This is a genomic window from Bacillus sp. BPN334 (genome assembly GCF_008368885.1).
GTDB lineage: Bacteria > Bacillota > Bacilli > Bacillales > Bacillaceae_G > Bacillus_A > Bacillus_A wiedmannii.
The window spans coordinates 89,680-108,291 of sequence record NZ_QOZW01000018.1; the positions used below are offsets into that span (position 1 = coordinate 89,680).

The window sequence follows — 18,612 nt, forward strand, 5'->3', positions numbered from 1 at the left end:
TTCAAATGTAATAATTGAATTCTAAAAGAAAATAAAATAGTGATTAATCAGAAAATTTAGATTAAAATATTTATTCTGATATAGAGAAAATATATTCTATTTACTTTTATAATATAACATATTGGGAATAAAAATACAAAATGAAATAATGTGACATTTAAGTGAATTGAAAAATAACCAGCTCCATAGAAGAGGAGCTGGTTAAGGAAATATTATTTAACAAAGCGTTTTTCGATATCATCTAATAGTAGGTTAGCAGCCATTACACCACCGGCTGTATTCCAAATAACGTCGTCAACTTTGTATGCTTTACCGTTTTTCACTGCATTTAAATTTTTAAATAGAGGATCATTGATATATTCTTTTTCTAATTCAGAACCTTTTTTCTCGTTTCCTTTATCGAATGTGAAGTAGAATAATACATCGCCGTCCATTGCTGAAATACGTTCTTTAGATACGTTACGCTCTGCAAAGTCATCTTTATTTTGATCTCCAGGACGTTTAAATCCAAGTTCTTTTAAAATAACACCAGAGAATGTATCACCGTGATAAATACGAACATCACCAGGCATAAAGCGAACCATAGAGATTTCTTGATTTACTTTATCGCCTAGTTTAGTTTTTAAATCTTTCATACGTTTATCGTAATCAGCTAAAACCTTTTGACCTTCTTTTTCTTTATTTAATGCTTTTGCATAAAATTTGAAGTTATCTTTCCATTCACCACGTAGCGTTTCAGAGAACACAGTAGGTGCAATTGCCTTTAGTTGCTCGTACACTTTTTCGTGACGCATTTTGTTACCGATAATTAAGTCTGGTTTTAAGGAAGCGATTGTTTCCACGTTCACTTGCCCTTCATCACCAACAACCTTTACATCTTTCATTTTATCTTTAATATGTGGATACCATGGATCACCAGTCCAAGATTTCACAGCCCCAACTGGTTTTACACCTAACTCGAGTAAAGCTTCAGTGCCTTCATTTGTTAGAATAACTACACGTTTTGGACTAGCGGGAACTTCTGTTTTACCCATTGCATGTTCCACAGTAATCATTTCTTTTTTCGTATCTTCTTTTGATTCTTCTTTCGTATTTGATTTTCCACAAGCACTTAAAAGTAGTGAAAAGGCTAGTAAAAATACAAATACTGTAAACGATTTCTTTTGCACGAATTTCATTATGTACCCCCTACATACTGAGAAGTTTTTTCAATAGCAAGCATGATATTAAGCTTTTATCTTTTGATTGTCAATACATATCAATGAAAATAGTTCTCATTATCGTTGACAATGAGAATTAAGTTGAAATACACTTACAACGTATCATTATACATTGAAGGGGAAACGCTGCATGTTATTAAAAACATATCAAGCAAAATGGATTGGGTTATTTGTTGGAATCATTGCAGTCATTATTTGTATTTGGGGAAGTATTATTTTCGGATATACAAATACGAGTTGGAAATTAGCGTTAGATACTTTTTTCCATTTTAATGGTTCCAATGAACATATTATTATTCAAAATGTGCGTCTACCAAGGGCACTAATTGCAGCTAGTGTTGGTGCTAGTTTAGCCATTGCTGGTTGTCTTATGCAAACTTTAACGAAGAATCCACTTGCTTCTCCAGATTTTATTGGATTAAATTCAGGCGCTGCGTTTTTCATAGTTGTAGCAATTGTGGTTTTTTCTGTTACATCATTGTCAGCTTTTACTTGGATTGCCTTTTTAGGGGCAGCAGTTGCTGCAATCCTTGTATTCGCTTCTAGTTCTTTAGGAAAAGAAGGGACAACGCCTCTTAAGTTAACATTAGCAGGGGTCGCAATTAGTGCGTTATTTTCATCATTAACACAAGGATTACTTGTGTTAAATGAAAAGGCGCTTGAAGAAGTATTATTTTGGCTTGCCGGATCTGTGCAAGGAAGAAAGTTAGAAATTTTACAATCTGTATTCCCATATTTATTAATAGGCTGGATCGCATCTATTATGATGGCAGGGAAAGTAAATACATTGATGATGGGGGAAGACGTCGCGAAGGGGCTTGGACAACGAACAATTTTAATGAAATCATTCGTGTTACTTATTATTGTCCTGTTGTCTGGTGGTTCAGTTGCAGTCGCTGGTCCGATTGGATTTATTGGTATTATTACTCCGCATTTTGCCAGATTTCTTGTTGGAGTAGATCACAGGTGGAGAGTACCGTATAGCGGGTTGTTAGGTGCAATACTATTAATCTTAGCTGATATAGCAGCAAGATATGTCATTATGCCACAAGAAGTACCGGTAGGGGTTATGACAGCATTTATCGGGGCACCATTCTTTATTTATATTGCACGTAAGAGAGGGCTTAGCAAATGAAGAAGTATATTCCGTTTCGTATAGGAAAAGGCGGGCTCTCGTTTTTAATGTATAAACGAGCTTGTCTCGTCTTATTCAGTTTACTAGTTGTTTTAATAGGATTATTTTTTGCGAGTGCAGGTATGGGAGACATGAAAATTGCTCCTTATGATGTATGGCAAGCAATCACTGGAAATGGCGATGCGATGTCTAATATGGTTGTAAATAAGTTTCGTATGCCGCGTATTTTAATTGCCATCCTTGTAGGAATCGCACTTGCAGTAGCAGGATGTATTTTACAGGGTCTCGTTCGAAATCCACTGGCTTCTCCTGATATCATTGGGATTACAGGTGGTGCAAGTGTTGCAGTTGTATTATTTTTAGCTATATTTAGTGATAAAAATAATGCGCTAACCGTAAGCATTCATTATATGCCGTTAGCAGCCTTCGCTGGGGCAACGATTGTAGCGCTTTTTGTATATTTATTTGCATGGAGAAATGACGGATTATCACCGATTAGTCTTGTTTTAATTGGTGTTGGTTTTTGGGCATTAACGAAAGCGGCAACGACTTTGTTTATGTTGTTAGCGCCAATTTATCAAGCGAGTCAAGCGAATGTATGGATTACAGGTACTGTTTACGGTTCTTCATGGCAAAACGTTATGGTGCTTGCGCCGTGGGTTCTCATTTTAACGGTAATATCATTTATAGCTGCTAGGCATTTAAATGCGCAAGAGCTAGGGGATGATATTGCGGTAGGACTTGGTGTTCCTTTAACGAAGTCACGCGTATTCATGTTATTACTGAGTACAGCTTTAATTGGTGGCGCAGTTGCCTTCGCCGGAGGAATTGGGTTTGTCGGTTTAATGGCACCTCATATTTCACGAAGACTAGTTGGTTCTTTATACGGTGCATTACTCCCAGTTGCGGCTATTGTTGGTGCAATTTTAGTACTTGCTGCAGATTTAATCGGGCGTACAGTTTTCACACCACTTGAAATTCCAGCAGGGGTATTTACATCAGCAATTGGTGCACCTTATTTTATTTATTTACTTTATAAAAGTCGGAATTCATAAAGGGAGATGAATATGCAAAAAGCATTGGAGACGAAACGTTTGACGCTGTCTTATGGTGAAGCAATTATTATTGATGAGTTGAATTTAGAAATTCCAAAAGGCGAAATTACAATCTTTATCGGTTCTAACGGTTGTGGAAAATCAACTTTATTACGTTCACTAGCTAGATTATTAAAGCCAACAACTGGTGACATTTTGCTAGATAATCAAGCCATTCAAAGTATGCAAACGAAGCAAATCGCTCGTCAAATGGCAATTTTACCGCAAGGACCGCAAGCTCCAGAAGGGCTTACAGTATTGCAACTTGTAAAGCAAGGGCGTTATCCATATCAAACGTGGCTGAAGCAATGGTCAGAAAAAGATGAGGAAATGGTACAAAAAGCACTCGCAGCAACAGGTATGACAGAATTTGCTGAGCGTGATGTGCATGCTCTTTCAGGTGGACAACGACAACGTGCTTGGATTGCAATGACGCTTGCACAAGATACAGATATTATTTTACTGGATGAGCCTACTACATATTTAGATATGACTCACCAAATTGAAGTGCTAGATTTATTATTCGAATTAAATGAAACAGAACAAAGAACAATTGTTATGGTATTACACGATTTAAATTTAGCATGCCGTTATGCAGATAATATTGTAGCCATTCAAGATAAACAAATATATGCACAAGGTAAGCCGGAAGAAGTAGTAGATGAGAAGCTAGTACGTGATGTATTCCGAATGGAATGTCAAATCAGTACGGATCCGTTATTTGGGACACCACTTTGCATCCCGCATGGAAAAGGAAGACGTGTACGTAAAGAGGTTGCTCAAGTAATGAGTTAAATAAAAAAGGCGATGAGGATTCATCGTCTTTTTTATTTGCGGCAAGAAAATAAAAGGAAGAGGGGAATTCGTAAACGTCGTTCATATTCTTCTTCACTCTGAAAATAAGTTTGATTTGGTGTGGCTTCTTTTATGTTTGTAATCGTAAACCCGGCTTGTTGTAACAATGTAAAATACTCTTCTGTTGTACGATGGTATTTAATAACTTCTTGGTCAATCCATGGCTCAACCCGTTCGCCAATTTTAAAATAATCATCGACGAGCCAGCTCGTTCTTTTCCCGCTCGTTTGCAAGCTTTCAAATGAAGAGGTAATAACAGGGTGTTGAACACTAAAAGTAAAGGTTCCATTTGTTTTTAAAGCTTCGTACACATTTTGAAAAATGATAGGAAGATGTTCAATATAATGTAAGGCGAGTCTAGACGTTACTAAATCAAAAGTAGAAGGAGGGTATGTGTAGTCTTTGAGGTTTAAACAATGGACGGTTCCATTTTTATTTTCTAGTTGTTTTTTAGCTTTTTCATACATAAGTTCGGAGCCCTCAATACCAGTGTAAGAGTGGCAGCCATTCTCTAATAATTCCTCGCCAAACTTGGCGTCACCGCAGCCTAAATCGAGGATTTTCTTTCCTTTCACATCACCAATGAGTTGAAAGAAGGCTGGTTTTTCAAGTGATTCATTTGGGCTATTTTCTCGGTATCTTCGTTTCATATATTGTTCAAAAAATGCTTCGTTATTATATACATCAGATTCAGTAAATGCCATGATTGAAGCCCCCTTAAATATTTTTTTATTCTACCAAATATGAAAAGTAAATGATAGATTTCTTGTAATGAATCATATATAATCTAGAATTGTAAGCGGTTACTTTAAACTATTTTTCTATAATAAATCCTGAAAACGTGTTAAGCTAGTAGAGGGATTATTAGAACTATTAAGACAATAATTCGCTTACATGAACGATGGGAGGCTTCACAATGTCTAGTAAAACACTTGCGAAATTTTTAGAAGAAAATTTAGAGGATTTAAAATCAAAGGGGCTTTATAACGTAATTGATCCGCTTGAGAGTTCAAATGGACCGATCATTACAATTGGCGGAAAAGAATATATTAACTTATCTTCAAACAACTATCTTGGATTAGCAACAGATAGTCGTTTGCAAGAAGCAGCAATTGGTGCAATTCATAAGTACGGCGTTGGAGCAGGAGCTGTTCGTACAATTAACGGTACTTTAGATTTGCATATTAAATTAGAAGAGACAATTGCAAAGTTTAAACATACAGAAGCAGCAATTGCTTACCAATCAGGATTTAACTGTAATATGGCAGCGATTTCAGCCGTTATGGATAAAAATGATGCGATTCTTTCAGACGAATTAAACCATGCTTCTATTATTGATGGTAGTCGTCTATCAAAAGCAAAAATTATTGTTTATAAACATTCTGATATGGAAGATTTACGCCAAAAAGCAATCGCGGCGAAAGAATCAGGTCTTTACAATAAATTAATGGTAATTACAGACGGTGTCTTCTCAATGGATGGAGATGTTGCAAAATTACCAGAAATTGTTGAGATTGCAGAAGAATTAGATTTAATGACATATGTAGACGATGCACACGGTTCAGGTGTACTTGGAAAAGGTGCAGGAACTGTAAAGCATTTCGGTCTATCTGATAAAGTTGATTTCCAAATTGGAACATTATCAAAAGCAATTGGGGTAATTGGTGGATATGTAGCAGGGAAACAAAACTTAATTGACTGGTTAAAAGTTCGTTCACGTCCATTCTTATTCTCTACAGCATTAACACCGGCTGATGCAGCTGCATGTATGCGATCAATTGAAATTTTAATGGAAAGCACAGAGTTACATGATCGTTTATGGGAAAATGGCCGCTATTTAAAACAAGGGTTAAAAGAACTTGGCTTTAACATTGGAGAAAGTGAAACGCCAATTACACCTTGTATTATTGGTGACGAAGTATTAACACAAGAATTTAGTAAACGTTTAAATGAAGAAGGCGTATATGCAAAATCTATCGTGTTCCCAACTGTAGCTAAAGGAAAAGGACGCGTTCGTAATATGCCTACAGCAGCTCATACGAAAGAAATGTTAGATGAAGCAATTCGTAAGTATGAAAAAGTAGGGAAAGAAATGGGCATCATTTAAGTAACGACATCTTTTGAATAGCTTGCAAATGAGGAGTGGGGAAAATGAAAAAAATTCTAGTAACCGGTTCTTTAGGGCAAATTGGTTCTGAACTAGTAATGAAACTTCGTGATGTATACGGTGCATCAAATGTTATTGCAACAGATATTCGTGAAACAGATAGTGAAGTAGTAACGTCTGGTCCATTTGAAACGTTAGATGTAACAGATGGACAAAAACTACATGATATTGCAAAGCGTAATGAAGTAGATACAATTATTCATTTAGCAGCTTTACTTTCAGCAACAGCAGAAAAAAATCCGTTATTTGCTTGGAATTTAAATATGGGTGGACTTGTAAATGCATTAGAAGCAGCTCGTGAATTAAACTGTAAGTTTTTCACGCCCAGTTCTATCGGTGCATTCGGTCCATCAACACCGAAAGATAATACGCCACAAGATACAATTCAGCGTCCTACTACGATGTATGGGGTAAACAAAGTAGCAGGAGAATTACTATGTGATTATTATCATCAAAAGTTTGGCGTTGATACGCGCGGTGTACGTTTCCCAGGTTTAATTTCTTACGTAGCTCCTCCAGGAGGCGGAACAACTGATTATGCGGTTGAAATTTATTATGAGGCGATTAAAAAAGGCACATACACCTCATACATTGCAGAAGGAACATACATGGATATGATGTACATGCCGGATGCTTTACAAGCGATCATTTCATTAATGGAAGCTGATCCAAGTAAACTTGTGCATAGAAACGCGTTCAATATTACAGCGATGAGCTTTGAGCCAGAGCAAATCGCAGCATCAATTCGTAAACACATCCCGACGTTTACAATGGATTACGCTGTAGATCCTGCTCGTCAAACAATCGCTGATAGCTGGCCAAACTCTATTGATGCAACAGCAGCAATGAAAGAGTGGGACTTTAAAGCAGAATATGATTTAGACAAAATGACAACGGACATGTTGGCTAAGTTAAAAAAAAAGCTCACAGCTGAGTTAGTGATGAATTAATAGGAAGGGTCGATTCTTAGGAATTGACCCTTTTATTTGTAATTTGGGAATATAGAAATAATTGCAAATGTGATAGAATGAGTTAATTTGTGCATAAAGGGGAGAGATACAATGGAGAAATGGGAGTTAGCAAAGGAAATTTATAATACGTCACGTTTAACGGGAACATTTAAGCTTCGATCAGGACAAGTATCAAATCAATACTTTGATAAGTACTTATTTGAATCTAATCCAGTACTGTTATTAGAAATTGCTAAACAATTGAAAGAGCTCATTCCTCCTGAGACAGAAGTACTCGCGGGTTTAGAGATGGGAGGAATTCCAGTAGCGACAGCATTATCTTTACAAACAGGTATACCTGTTGTATTTGTAAGAAAAGAAGCGAAGAAGTATGGTACATGTAAGTTAGCAGAAGGCGTTAATATTGCTGGGAAAAATGTTTGTGTCGTTGAGGATGTTATTACGACAGGTGGTCAAATATTATTAAGTACGAAAGATTTAAGAGAACTAGGTGCGAAAGTACATCATGTTCTAGGCGTCATTGAACGAACGAAAGAGGGAAGAGATAACTTATTAGAAGATGGCTTACAGCTACATTCTTTATTTACAATGGATGAGTTAATTGAAGGAGAAAAGCAACATGCAAAGAGTTGACGTCGTATATGCACTAATACATGATGAAGAAACAGATAAAATATTAATGGTACATAATGTAGAACAAAATGTTTGGTCATTGCCAGGCGGGGCTGTGGAAAAAGGTGAAATATTAGAGGAAGCACTAATAAGAGAAGTAAAAGAAGAGACAGGTTTAACTGCTGTGGCAGGTGGACTTGTTGCGATTAATGAAAAATTCTTTGAAGAATTAGGGAATCATGCGCTATTTTTTACATTCCGAGCAAATGTAGTAAAGGGTGAATTGATTGCGGAAGATGACGAAGAAATTTCCGCAATAGAGTGGGTGGATCGAACGATCGCAAATGAACGATTCCCATTCTATGATGGCGGATTCGAGGCATTATTAGAAGTAGCTATTCCATACAAGTTTCAACCAGAAACAAAGTGATTGAAAGGAAAAAACAGGAGCGACAACGCTCCTGTTTTTCTATTCAATCGTCTTCAGTAATAACTTTTTCAATAGTGGTTTAATCTTCAGACGTAAATCTTCAGCATGATTTGCAACTAAGAAGTGATGGTTATAAATATTCTTCATTAATTGATAAGTTGCTTCTTTTGCTTCGCCTTCTTCGATGAAGATTCCGATTACTTCCATACCACTTTTACGAGCAAGTTTGACAGCTTCATGCGTATCTAAAATACCGTCTTGTTGATAGTCTAGCGCAGAAGGCTCACCGTCTGTAAAGACAAGTAAGAATTTATGCTTTTCTGGTCTTTTTGCAAGTTTTTCAGAAACGATACGAATAATATATCCGTCGCGGTTATCTTCTTCTTCGCGAAGCTGCATAATTTCTGGACCAACGTTTGGTAACGTTGAGTTTTTATACGTTACAACTTCATGGATAACGTTTGGCTTATCTTCAGGCTTAGCACTAGAAGCATCTTCCCAAAATCCGCTAATAGCGTGCGGGATTTTTAAAGATTTCAACGCTTCATGGAATAGGACCACACTCTTTTTCGTTTCTTCCATTTTGTTATACATAGAACCAGAGCAGTCCACTAGTAATTGGAATGCAACGTCAAGTTCTTGTGATTCCTGGCCTTTTTTATAAAACATGCGCGGCTGCTTTTCAGTATAAATACGAAGGAATTTCTTACGAAGTCTTCCGTAATATTTATCACTATTTGCATTCGTTTTATTTTCAATCGTTTTTTCGATAATTTTCTTTAATTCTTTTACATCTTTATTAACAACTGATTTGATAGCTTGGTAATCCTTTTTTTCATCAGGATTTGATTTGCGAGCTTCTTTAAATATATGAGAAGCACCAACGTTATACTTACCGTATGCACCCTCGTTTTGGCTAGAAGCGTGTGAAGCTCTTGCTTCTTCTGTATCAGCGCCATCAAAGTTGGATTGTGTACTTTTTTGAGAAGTACCTTGTACAGAACCAAGTGCTTGGTCGCCATTTTCTGATTCACGAGCAGAATCACCCATCATATTTGTTTTCGTTCCGCTTTCTAAATCAAAGCGTAAAAAGTTCTCGTTTTCATTGTTTTTATTTTCACGGTGCCATGTGGAGAAACTTTCATCCATTTTATTTTTGCTATCATCGTCATCTATGAGCTGCGTATCATCATTTGCTAATTTTTCAGCGCGACTGTCTTTCTCATCTGTAATAACAGATAAATAAAGCGGTGCATGTCCGAAATAATTATTAAGCATATCACTTTCAAGAAGTCCTTCTAAACGATAGCGAATTTTTTCAACGATATACATAATGTCTTCTGTATTACGAGCTTGGAATGTTTCATGCAAAATTGCTTCAATTTGCTCGAAATATTCATTATTAAACATTTCATATTTATCGCTCGTTAATGAAAGATAGCAGAGACAAAATAGACGATCACCGTGATAGTTACGAACACGATTGATTTCATTTTGTGAACCAAAGTAATTGCGATACATTTCTTTTCTTCTTTTAAAAACATGCTTTGTGCCAGGGCGTAAGTTTTTTACGATTTCCTCAACACGTAAATCTTCTAATAGAACAAATAATTGTGTTAAAAACTTTTTTAAGGGTGATTCTTGTAATTCAATCGCATAAGAACGAATTAAAGTCATGTCCGAGTAATGTTTATTACCAAGTGCTTTTAAAAACACTTCGCTTTTTAATCCGATTACTGTATCCTCTTCTTTTCGATCATCCCAAAAGTGACTAATGACAACCTTTTTTTCAATTTCGTCGTAGTATGCTTTATAGCCATACTCAAGGTAGGCATCGTCTTCTTTTAGAAGAGCATACATTAAGTTTTCCATTTGTAGAAACAGCGACGCATCAATTTTTTTGTCACTAAAAATTTGTCTCATGAATTATCCCTCAAAGAAATAACTTTCTGCTAATTCACGGACAGTCATTTGTTCTGTTTCATCGTTTAATTTTGCGATAATACTACGTTCAATTGCACGCATAACAGGAATATATACACCTAAATCACATGCGTCGATAATGCCACGAATACTTGCTGCTTCTTCACTTACACGCCCATCACGAGCTAAAGGCATAAGGTCGCTTGCAAATGCAACGAACTTTTCAATTGTTGCAACATCATTTAATTTTGATTCAGATAGTAATAGTTCTTTTAATGTGTCACCTTGAATGTATGGAACTTCAATAATAACGAAACGGTTTTTTAATGCTTCGTTTAGTTCACTTGTTCCAACGTAACCTTCATTAATTGCTGCAATTACACGATACTCCTCATCGCCATATACAACTTCTTGTGTAAACGGATTTGTAATCATTTTACGGTAATCTAATGCACCGTGAAGAAGTGGTAACGTTTCAGGTTTTGCCATATTGATTTCATCAATATATAGGAAATGACCGTTCTTCATTGCTTTCATAAGAGGGCCGTTAACGAATGTAACTTCAGATGCACCATCTTTCGTTTGTAGTGTGTTGTATCCTAAAATACCTTCTACATCTAGGTCAACAGAACAGTTAATGCTATGCATTGGTTTTTGGAATAAAGAAGAAAGAGTTTCAGCTAGTACTGTTTTACCACTACCAGTCGGCCCTTTTAATAGAATGTTTTTGCCAAGAAGAAGCGCTGTAATAGCATCTTCAATAATGCTGTTATCAGATGCTTTATATATTTTCTTTCCAATTAAATGTGCATTTTCACCAGCTTCTTGTTTATTTTTTTCGTGAATGGTTGAGAGCTGTTGTTTTAAATCAGCATGTATATGAAATTGTTCTAACATGTATTTCCCACCTAACATTATTTTCATAAAGTAATACATCTTATGATAACTTGTTTTAATATGGTATGCAAAGAAAAGGAGAGAGGGGAAATGGAAAAGAAAAAGCAATCAATATTACATTGATTGCTTACAGTAAAGGAGAAATGAGTCGCATGAAAGACTCTAATATTCGTTTTTTGATACTTCTTTTTTGGAATGCGTTCCATTTAATTTCAGTGGAATGCTTAAAGTCGTCTTCAAAATCATGTTTAATATCACGAACGGTTTCTGATTCATATAGTACGCTAATAAGTTCATAATTTAATTCAAAGCTGCGTACGTCCATATTTGCCGTTCCAATTGTCGCGATCTTATCATCAACGAGTACAATTTTTGCATGCATAAAACCATCTTTATAACTATAAATGGAAGCACCAGCTTTTAAAAGCGGAGTGAAGTAGGACTGAGATGCTTGATCACTAATAATACTATCACTTTTACCAGGATATAAAATGCGTACATCTATGCCAGATATTGCACTTAAACGTAATAATGTTAAAGTTTCTTGATCTGGAATAAAGTAAGGTGTAGCGATCCAAATCGATTTTTTTGCAGATCCCATAACAGCTAATAATGTATTGCGAATGCTTTTATCATCTGAGCTAGGCCCGCTGGCTACAATTTGCACAGCACCTTCTGCACTTGAAATTTCTTTACCTGGGAAGTATTGTCTATTCATAAATTGATCCCAAGAATAAGTATTCAATCCACTAGAGGCATAGAGCCAATCTTCTAGAAAAATTGCTTGTAATTTATATAACGCTTTTCCTTCTATTTTTAAATGACTATCACGCCAAATGGGAAATTTTTTTGAACGGCCAAGATATTCATCACCGACGTTGAGTCCACCAGTAAAACCGATTTCTCCATCTACAATAACGATTTTTCGATGGTTACGATAATTGACAGTTTCAAGTAACCAAGCTGAAAAAATAGGGTCAAATTCTACAATTTCAATACCAGCTTCTTTCATAGGTTTTAAAAAGCGTCTTCTTAAAGTGTTACTTCCGAGTCCATCATAAAGAAAGCGTACAATAACACCAGATTTTGCTTTTTTTATTAAAGCATCTCGAACTTTCGTACCAATCTCATCAGATTTATAAATATAGTATTGAATATGTATGTGATGTTTTGCTTGCTCGATAGCTTGCAAAATTTCTGAAAAGGTTTGATCGCCATTTGTTAAAAGTTTTGTAGTTGTTTTATCTGCGGCAGGTCCGCCTCCAAATTTTTGTACGACTTTTGTTAAATGCATAGAACGTTCATGTAAGGGGACTGTGAGTGACAATTCTACTCGTCTTCCTTCTAATATTTCACGGAATAATTTTCTTTGCTCTTCTGAACGATGTAGATGTTTTTTTCTTCTCCAACGGCTACGTCCGAAAAGCGCATATAAAAGCACACCAACAACAGGGAGAAGTGCTAGTACTAAAAACCATGCTAAAGTGCTTTGTGGGGATCTATTTTCAATAAAAATAACGAAAGATATCCCTATGATTGTAAGAGACCATAATGCACCGACAAAGGTATATAGTGAGAGGATAGACGTATCTAAAAGTAAGAGTACGATAGATATAATTGTAAATACCAATAATAATTGAACGATAGGCTTCTTCATTTTTATAAAATTCCTCTAATCTTTCTTAAATATAGACTTCTTATATAAAAAGGTATAATCCGACATTCTTATTATAAAGTGTTTTGTTTTTTTTACAAAATATAGACATTTTCCCCATGCTTTCCGCATTTGTCCTACATACAGTATATTGTTACGTTATTATCCTGCTATTTGCTGGTTAATAAACAGTGTAGGGGGGGACAAAACATTTGTCCTTTATATAGGAACGGGGATAACCATATCATGGATTTGTAACAGGTACATGATGAAGCCGAGGATATGGTTATTCGTATTATACGGATTCTTTCTTATTATATAGGTTACTAACAAGGTCCGTACTATTCATACAATACCTATTAAGATGAGAAAATGGAAAAGGAGAGGGGAATAATGAATTATATAGAAAATAACGGATTGTATTATCGTAATCATCATCCTCATGGAGGGCACAACCATAACGGCGGACATCACCACCATGGAGGGCACAATCACCATGATCATCACCACCATCACGGAGGTGGATGGGGCTGGGGTGGCGGCTCATGGGGCGGTGGATTTTTCCCAGGAAGTTTTGCTGGAGGCGTGTTAGGTGGACTTACAGCTGGCGCATTAACGGGTGCAGCAAGTGGAGGCTACTATCCAGCACCGTACCCAGTAACTTATCCAGCGCCATACCCAGCACCATATCCAACTCCATATCCGGGGTATCAGCAAATACCATATCCGTATTAAACTAAAAAAGAGGCTTTCCTCTTTTTTAGTTTAATAAAGTAATTATTTATAAAATATTTCCAAAATAAAGGTGAAAATATGTTAATATTTTATTATTGTAATTCAAAAACATATATACTAATTTTAACTTTTATATTATTATCCGTGAATAGTTGTATAGTGTGCTCGAACTTCTATTTCGCTAGTAAAGTAAAGAGGTTAGATATGAGCGGGATTAATAGGGAATAGGCATTGTATAGAGCTAGCTATAAAGGAATGTAAGAGAATGAATAATGTATAATAAAGTAAGCTAATTATAGCGATAAGAAACCACTATTTATAATTGAAACGGTATTATATTGCTTTTTATTACAAATAATATTATGTTATTTTAATCGGCATATTTCAAAATGTGATGAATGCAAATAGCCATTATTAAGAAATGAAATATCTCTATTTCTATGAAGAGAAACAAGTTGTGTTTTAGTCAGATAGGAAGCAAGGAGAGATGCGCATGCTAGAACAAAGAGGTCATGCATTATATGACTCTTCATTGCGAGATTTAAAGTTAGCATTAGATGAGTCTTCAATTGTTGCAATTACAGACCGAAATGGTCTTATTACATATGTAAATGATAAGTTTTGTGAAATCTCCAAATATACACGAGAAGAGTTAATAGGAAAAGATCATCGTATTTTAAATTCAGGATATCACCCGAAAACATTTTTTCAAATTCTATGGAAGCGTATTTTGAACGGAAAAGTATGGAGAGGTGAGATTCGAAATCAAGCAAAAGATGGGACGTATTATTGGGTTAAAACAACAATTGTTCCGTTTTTAAATGAAAAAGGAGAGCCATATCAATTTATCGCGATCCGAAATGATATTAGTAGTAGGAAAGAAGCAGAACAGAGGTTGCGGTTAAGTGAAAGTCGTTATAGGGAGCTTGCGTATCATGATGCTTTAACGAGTTTACCGAACCGATTGCAGCTAATAACGACTGTAAACGAGATGATTGCAGGAAAAAAAGAATTTGGTATGATTTACTTTGATTTGGATCGTTTTAAATTAGTAAACGATACGCTAGGTCATATGATAGGGGATTTACTTTTAAGCGAAGTTGCTTCACGGTTGCATTATGTGCTAGGAGAGAAAGACGTTCTGGCTAGGCTGGGTGGCGACGAATTTGTGCTGTTAACAAAAAGTCATACACAAGATGCGATGAGGCAGCTAGCGACATCTGTGTTGTCATGTTTTCAGGCACCATTTATGCTTGAAGGTCATGAAGTATACATTTCAGCTAGTCTAGGACTGTGCGCATATCCGCAAGATGGTCAAGATGTAGAAACTCTATTAAAGAATTCGGATTTAGCTATGTATAGCGCGAAAGAACAAGGCAGAAATGCCGCGTGTTTCTTTACAGATGAGTTACGTGCGAAAATAAATCGTAGAATGAAAATTGAATTCGCTTTGCAAAAGGCAATTCGTGATGAAGAGTTAGACGTGGCACTGCAGCCTATTATTGATTTAAAAACGAAGAAATATACTGGTATTGAGGCTTTAGCACGTTGTTCGATAGAAGAAGGGCCTATTTCACCAGGCGAATTTATTCCAGTAGCTGAAGAATCTGGACTTATTATAAAATTAGGAGACTGGGTATTAGAAAAGTCATGTCGCTTGTTTAAAACATTGCCAGATTACGAAGAAGGATTAAGGTTATCTGTGAATTTATCCATACAACAATTAATGCAAAAGCGTTTTATTTTATCTGTACGTAGCATTTTAAGGAGAACGGGCTTTCCACCGAATCGTTTAATTTTAGAAATAACGGAAAGTATCGCTGTTCGCCATTTTGATTATATTATTGCTACATTACAAGAATTAAGAAATATGGGTATTTTAATTGCTTTAGATGACTTCGGAACGGGCTATTCTTCCTTATATTATTTAAAACAACTACCACTGGATATAGTGAAAATTGATCGTAATTTTATTCGTGAATTTCATTATGATCATGCACAGCCAGAGCGAACGATTGTAAAATCTGTTATTGAAATTGCCCATAGCTTAAATTTAGCAGTAGTTGCTGAAGGGGTAGAAACAGTAGAGCAAGAAAGTTTATTACAATCTATGGGTTGTGATTATGTACAAGGATTTTATTATGCGAAACCTTTATCTGTAGGAGAGTTAAAAGAAAAGTTAATTACAGATTTTGAATAAAAAAGAGAAGCCGGTAGCTTCTCTTTTTTTAATTCGTTTTTTGTGAGTCTTTCATTAATACTGGGTAAAGAATAAGACCTAGTACGAACAATCCGATTCCTAAGAAGAACGTTTTTAAATCAGCAGTTCCCGTTTTGATAACCCAAATAGAGTATACAAATGCTAATGTAGTAATGACCCCATCCTTTATTCGAGAACCAGGCATTATATCATACGTTTCTCCTGTAATAACCAATTTGAATTGGTACAGCGTAGAAACAAGGTATGGAATTAAATAAGCTAATGTTGCTACAACGATAGCGAAATTATAAGCTTCTGATACGGTACCAGAAATCGTTGAGAACAAGAAAATTTGCGTCATCACATTTGTAATAAATAATGATTTTGAAGGACTACCTTTTTTATTTGTTTTCGCGAAAAACTTAGGGAAAAGTCCATTCTTGGCTGCCTGATAAGGTACTTCTGAACTAACAACGATCCAGCCAACTGTAGAGCCAAATAAAGATACAAGTGCAAGTAAAGCCATAATATAGGCTCCTTTATTGCCAATTGCTAAATTTAATGCGTCTACTAATGGTTTTTGAGACTCTTTTAAAGCATCTTGCGAGAGAGCTCCCATTGTAAGTAAAGTAATTGACATGTAAATAAGAAGAGCGATAATTAATCCGAAAATGGTAGCTTTTTTTACATCGCGCTGAGATTTAGCACGGTTAGAAAGCATTACAGCAGATTCAATACCGATAAACGCCCAAAGTGTTGCGATAGCAGCTGAATTGATTTGTCCACCTAACGAAATGGATTGTCCTGCTTCATTCATAAATGTTTGACCGTCTCCAAAATTAGAGGCATTGAAAATGAATAATGTGATTACAATAAACATTGTAAATCCGATAATTTTTGCAATGGTAGCAAGAAGATTCATATTTCCAGCCTGGTCAATATTTTGAGAAAGAATATATTGAATTCCCCATAACATAAGGCTACATACGATGAAAGTTAATCCTTTTCCGAGTTCTAGTGAAAATCCGTTCGTAGAAAAGAGAATTTGCTTACTTTGTAAAACTGGAAAGAATGTTGATAGGTATCCAGCAAAGGAAATAATAACAGATGCGGTTGCAGCCCAGTTCGCAGCCCAATAGCCCCATGCCATACTATATCCTGCAACTTTGCCCGCTTTTTTTGAAGGGAACATTGCTTGAGCGTAACTTTGTGGTCCTGCCTTTAATTCTGGTTTGCGAACTGCTAAATTTCCAAATACGAGTGCAATCATAAATACGCCAAGTCCTGTAATACTCCATGCAAGTGTAGAACCCATTGGACCTGATACGTGTGCTAAATTTGCTGGGAGCATAAATACGCCACCGCCAACCATATTTCCAATCACAAAAGCTGTTAAAATCCATAATCCCCATTTTTTCGTTTCCATTTTTGTTAACTCCTTTGTAGTAAGTTTTGCTTAAACATCATTTTTTACTAGCTTTTTGGCAATAAAAAAAGAGCCATGTAGATAAAAAATACCTACATGGCTCTTCGCCTGACGTAGGTACAACGGGAATAACCCTTGTACCTACGCGTAATTTTTCCGCTAGGTTTCAAGGGTTACGTATGATGATGATGTTTTTGTGCAAATGTAACTACAATTGTTGTATAAGTAAGCATAGTTCTTTGCTCCCTTTCTCCTCTGATTTTGAAGTTAGTATACTACATGTTTTTTTGAATGAAAAGAAAAATATAAAAATTTTTATAAAAATAAGTTTTAGAGATTAAATATTTACCTGTATTTTTCCTATACTGGAAAATAAGTGAGAGATTGGCAGAAGAGTGTAGCATGGTATAATACATATAGAATTAGAAGGTGACAAGGGGCTATTGTAGATGATGAGTAAGTATGAACAAATTTATACAGCAATCAGCAAGTCTATTGATAATAAACAATTAAAAGAGGGATGCAAAATCCCATCAGAAACTGAATTAATGAAGCAATATGAAGCGAGCCGAGGTACGGTAAGAAAAGCTGTAGATTTATTACAAGAGCGTGGATATGTTCAAAAAATACATGGAAAAGGTGTCTTTGTTTTAAAGCGAAAAAACATTGAATTCAACTTTGGTGGTATTGTAAGCTTCCAGGAAGAAAATGAACGTTTAGGACGCCATTGTATTACAGAAGTCGTGGAAATAGAGAAAGTAAAAGCGACAAAAGAGGTTGCAAAGCTATTGAATGTGAAAGAGAAAACAGAAATAGATCATATTAAACGCGTACGAAATATTGATGGAGAAAAAGTGATTTTGGATATTAATCATTTTGTATCGGAATATATTCCTGGGCTAACGAGTGAAATTGCAGCAAAGTCCATTTATAAATACATTGAGAAAGAATTAGGTCTTCATATTAGTTACTCACAGAGGGTAATTGAAGTGCAGCCATGTACAGAGGACGATAGAAAGTATTTAGATTTAAATGGAACAGACTATGTTGTCGTTGTGAAAAACTTTACGCATTTTTATGATGGAAGTCAGTTCGAATATACAGAATCACGTCATCGTTTAGATATTTTTCATTTTTCGGATGTGGCGCGGAGAAAATAAGGAGATGGAACGAAATAACGTTTCATCTCTTTTTTTTTATCCCGCTATTTGTGGAAGTCGGACGGTCCGTAAACGCCCGATTGGTGAGGGCTGATAATCAGTGCGGGATGAACAAAACCCCACTGATTAAAGT

At 35.8% G+C, this 18,612-nt stretch carries 16 protein-coding genes; 10 read left to right on the forward strand and 6 right to left on the reverse strand.

All coding sequences use genetic code 11. The features are described 5' to 3' along the window. Positions 1–212 precede the first annotated feature (212 nt). Positions 213–1,178: an ABC transporter substrate-binding protein gene (locus DN393_RS25110; RefSeq protein WP_000673897.1), complete on the reverse strand. Its 966-nt coding sequence runs from the start codon at positions 1,176–1,178 to the stop codon at positions 213–215. 172 nt (positions 1,179–1,350) lie between these two features. On the opposite strand from DN393_RS25110, the gene DN393_RS25115 reads away from it, so the two are divergent. The 3 genes from DN393_RS25115 to DN393_RS25125 are packed head-to-tail and all read left to right on the forward strand — an operon-like array spanning position 1,351 to position 4,244. Continuing rightward, positions 1,351–2,355 carry a FecCD family ABC transporter permease gene (locus tag DN393_RS25115; RefSeq protein WP_149174052.1) on the forward strand — a complete coding sequence of 335 codons (1,005 nt, stop codon included), beginning with the start codon at positions 1,351–1,353 and terminating at the stop codon, positions 2,353–2,355. Beyond that, positions 2,352–3,410 carry a FecCD family ABC transporter permease gene (locus tag DN393_RS25120; RefSeq protein ID WP_000760065.1) on the forward strand — a complete coding sequence of 353 codons (1,059 nt, stop codon included), beginning with the start codon at positions 2,352–2,354 and terminating at the stop codon, positions 3,408–3,410. Before DN393_RS25115 ends, DN393_RS25120 begins: the two co-directional genes overlap by 4 nt. 12 nt (positions 3,411–3,422) lie before the next feature. After that, the gene (locus tag DN393_RS25125) at positions 3,423–4,244 is read left to right on the forward strand and encodes an ABC transporter ATP-binding protein (protein WP_001167945.1); all 822 of its coding nucleotides are present in this window, start codon (positions 3,423–3,425) and stop codon (positions 4,242–4,244) included. Positions 4,245–4,276: 32 nt separating this feature from the next. Here DN393_RS25125 and DN393_RS25130 read toward each other — a convergent pair whose 3' ends face one another. After that, positions 4,277–5,008: a class I SAM-dependent methyltransferase gene (locus DN393_RS25130; protein ID WP_064477111.1), complete on the reverse strand. Its 732-nt coding sequence runs from the start codon at positions 5,006–5,008 to the stop codon at positions 4,277–4,279. 212 nt (positions 5,009–5,220) lie between these two features. On the opposite strand from DN393_RS25130, the gene DN393_RS25135 reads away from it, so the two are divergent. The 4 genes from DN393_RS25135 to DN393_RS25150 all read left to right on the forward strand — a co-directional run bounded on the left by DN393_RS25135 (position 5,221) and on the right by DN393_RS25150 (position 8,484). Next, the gene (locus DN393_RS25135; RefSeq protein WP_000095903.1) at positions 5,221–6,411 is read left to right on the forward strand and encodes a glycine C-acetyltransferase; all 1,191 of its coding nucleotides are present in this window, start codon (positions 5,221–5,223) and stop codon (positions 6,409–6,411) included. A gap of 44 nt (positions 6,412–6,455) precedes the next feature. Further along, complete coding sequence (locus DN393_RS25140; RefSeq protein WP_064477110.1) at positions 6,456–7,421, forward strand: L-threonine 3-dehydrogenase; 966 nt, start codon at positions 6,456–6,458, stop codon at positions 7,419–7,421. A gap of 111 nt (positions 7,422–7,532) precedes the next feature. Next, a complete protein-coding gene (pyrE, locus tag DN393_RS25145) occupies positions 7,533–8,075 on the forward strand; it encodes an orotate phosphoribosyltransferase (protein WP_142289315.1) in 543 nt (180 codons plus the stop codon). Beyond that, the gene (locus DN393_RS25150) at positions 8,062–8,484 is read left to right on the forward strand and encodes an NUDIX hydrolase (RefSeq protein WP_149174053.1); all 423 of its coding nucleotides are present in this window, start codon (positions 8,062–8,064) and stop codon (positions 8,482–8,484) included. Before pyrE ends, DN393_RS25150 begins: the two co-directional genes overlap by 14 nt. 39 nt (positions 8,485–8,523) lie before the next feature. On the opposite strand, the gene DN393_RS25155 is transcribed toward DN393_RS25150, so the two are convergent. The 3 genes from DN393_RS25155 to DN393_RS25165 all read right to left on the reverse strand — a co-directional run bounded on the left by DN393_RS25155 (position 8,524) and on the right by DN393_RS25165 (position 12,961). Then, positions 8,524–10,407: a vWA domain-containing protein gene (locus tag DN393_RS25155; RefSeq protein WP_149174054.1), complete on the reverse strand. Its 1,884-nt coding sequence runs from the start codon at positions 10,405–10,407 to the stop codon at positions 8,524–8,526. Between the two features lie 3 nt (positions 10,408–10,410). Next, positions 10,411–11,304, reverse strand: coding sequence for an ATP-binding protein (locus DN393_RS25160; RefSeq protein WP_064477106.1), 894 nt, complete (start codon positions 11,302–11,304; stop codon positions 10,411–10,413). Positions 11,305–11,431: 127 nt separating this feature from the next. Further along, positions 11,432–12,961, reverse strand: a complete 1,530-nt coding sequence (locus tag DN393_RS25165; RefSeq protein WP_149174055.1) for a cardiolipin synthase — start codon at positions 12,959–12,961, stop codon at positions 11,432–11,434. A 390-nt stretch (positions 12,962–13,351) separates the two neighbouring features. Between DN393_RS25165 and DN393_RS25170 the strand changes: the two genes are divergently transcribed. Continuing rightward, entirely contained in the window at positions 13,352–13,693 is a 342-nt protein-coding gene (locus DN393_RS25170) for a hypothetical protein (RefSeq protein WP_064477104.1), read from the forward strand. 493 nt (positions 13,694–14,186) lie between these two features. Beyond that, entirely contained in the window at positions 14,187–15,893 is a 1,707-nt protein-coding gene (locus tag DN393_RS25175) for a putative bifunctional diguanylate cyclase/phosphodiesterase (protein WP_064477103.1), read from the forward strand. Between the two features lie 28 nt (positions 15,894–15,921). Here DN393_RS25175 and DN393_RS25180 read toward each other — a convergent pair whose 3' ends face one another. Then, positions 15,922–17,319, reverse strand: coding sequence for an amino acid permease (locus DN393_RS25180; RefSeq protein WP_098110858.1), 1,398 nt, complete (start codon positions 17,317–17,319; stop codon positions 15,922–15,924). 449 nt (positions 17,320–17,768) lie between these two features. On the opposite strand from DN393_RS25180, the gene treR reads away from it, so the two are divergent. After that, positions 17,769–18,479, forward strand: coding sequence for a trehalose operon repressor (gene treR / locus DN393_RS25185; RefSeq protein WP_088046983.1), 711 nt, complete (start codon positions 17,769–17,771; stop codon positions 18,477–18,479). Positions 18,480–18,612: the final 133 nt, after the last annotated feature.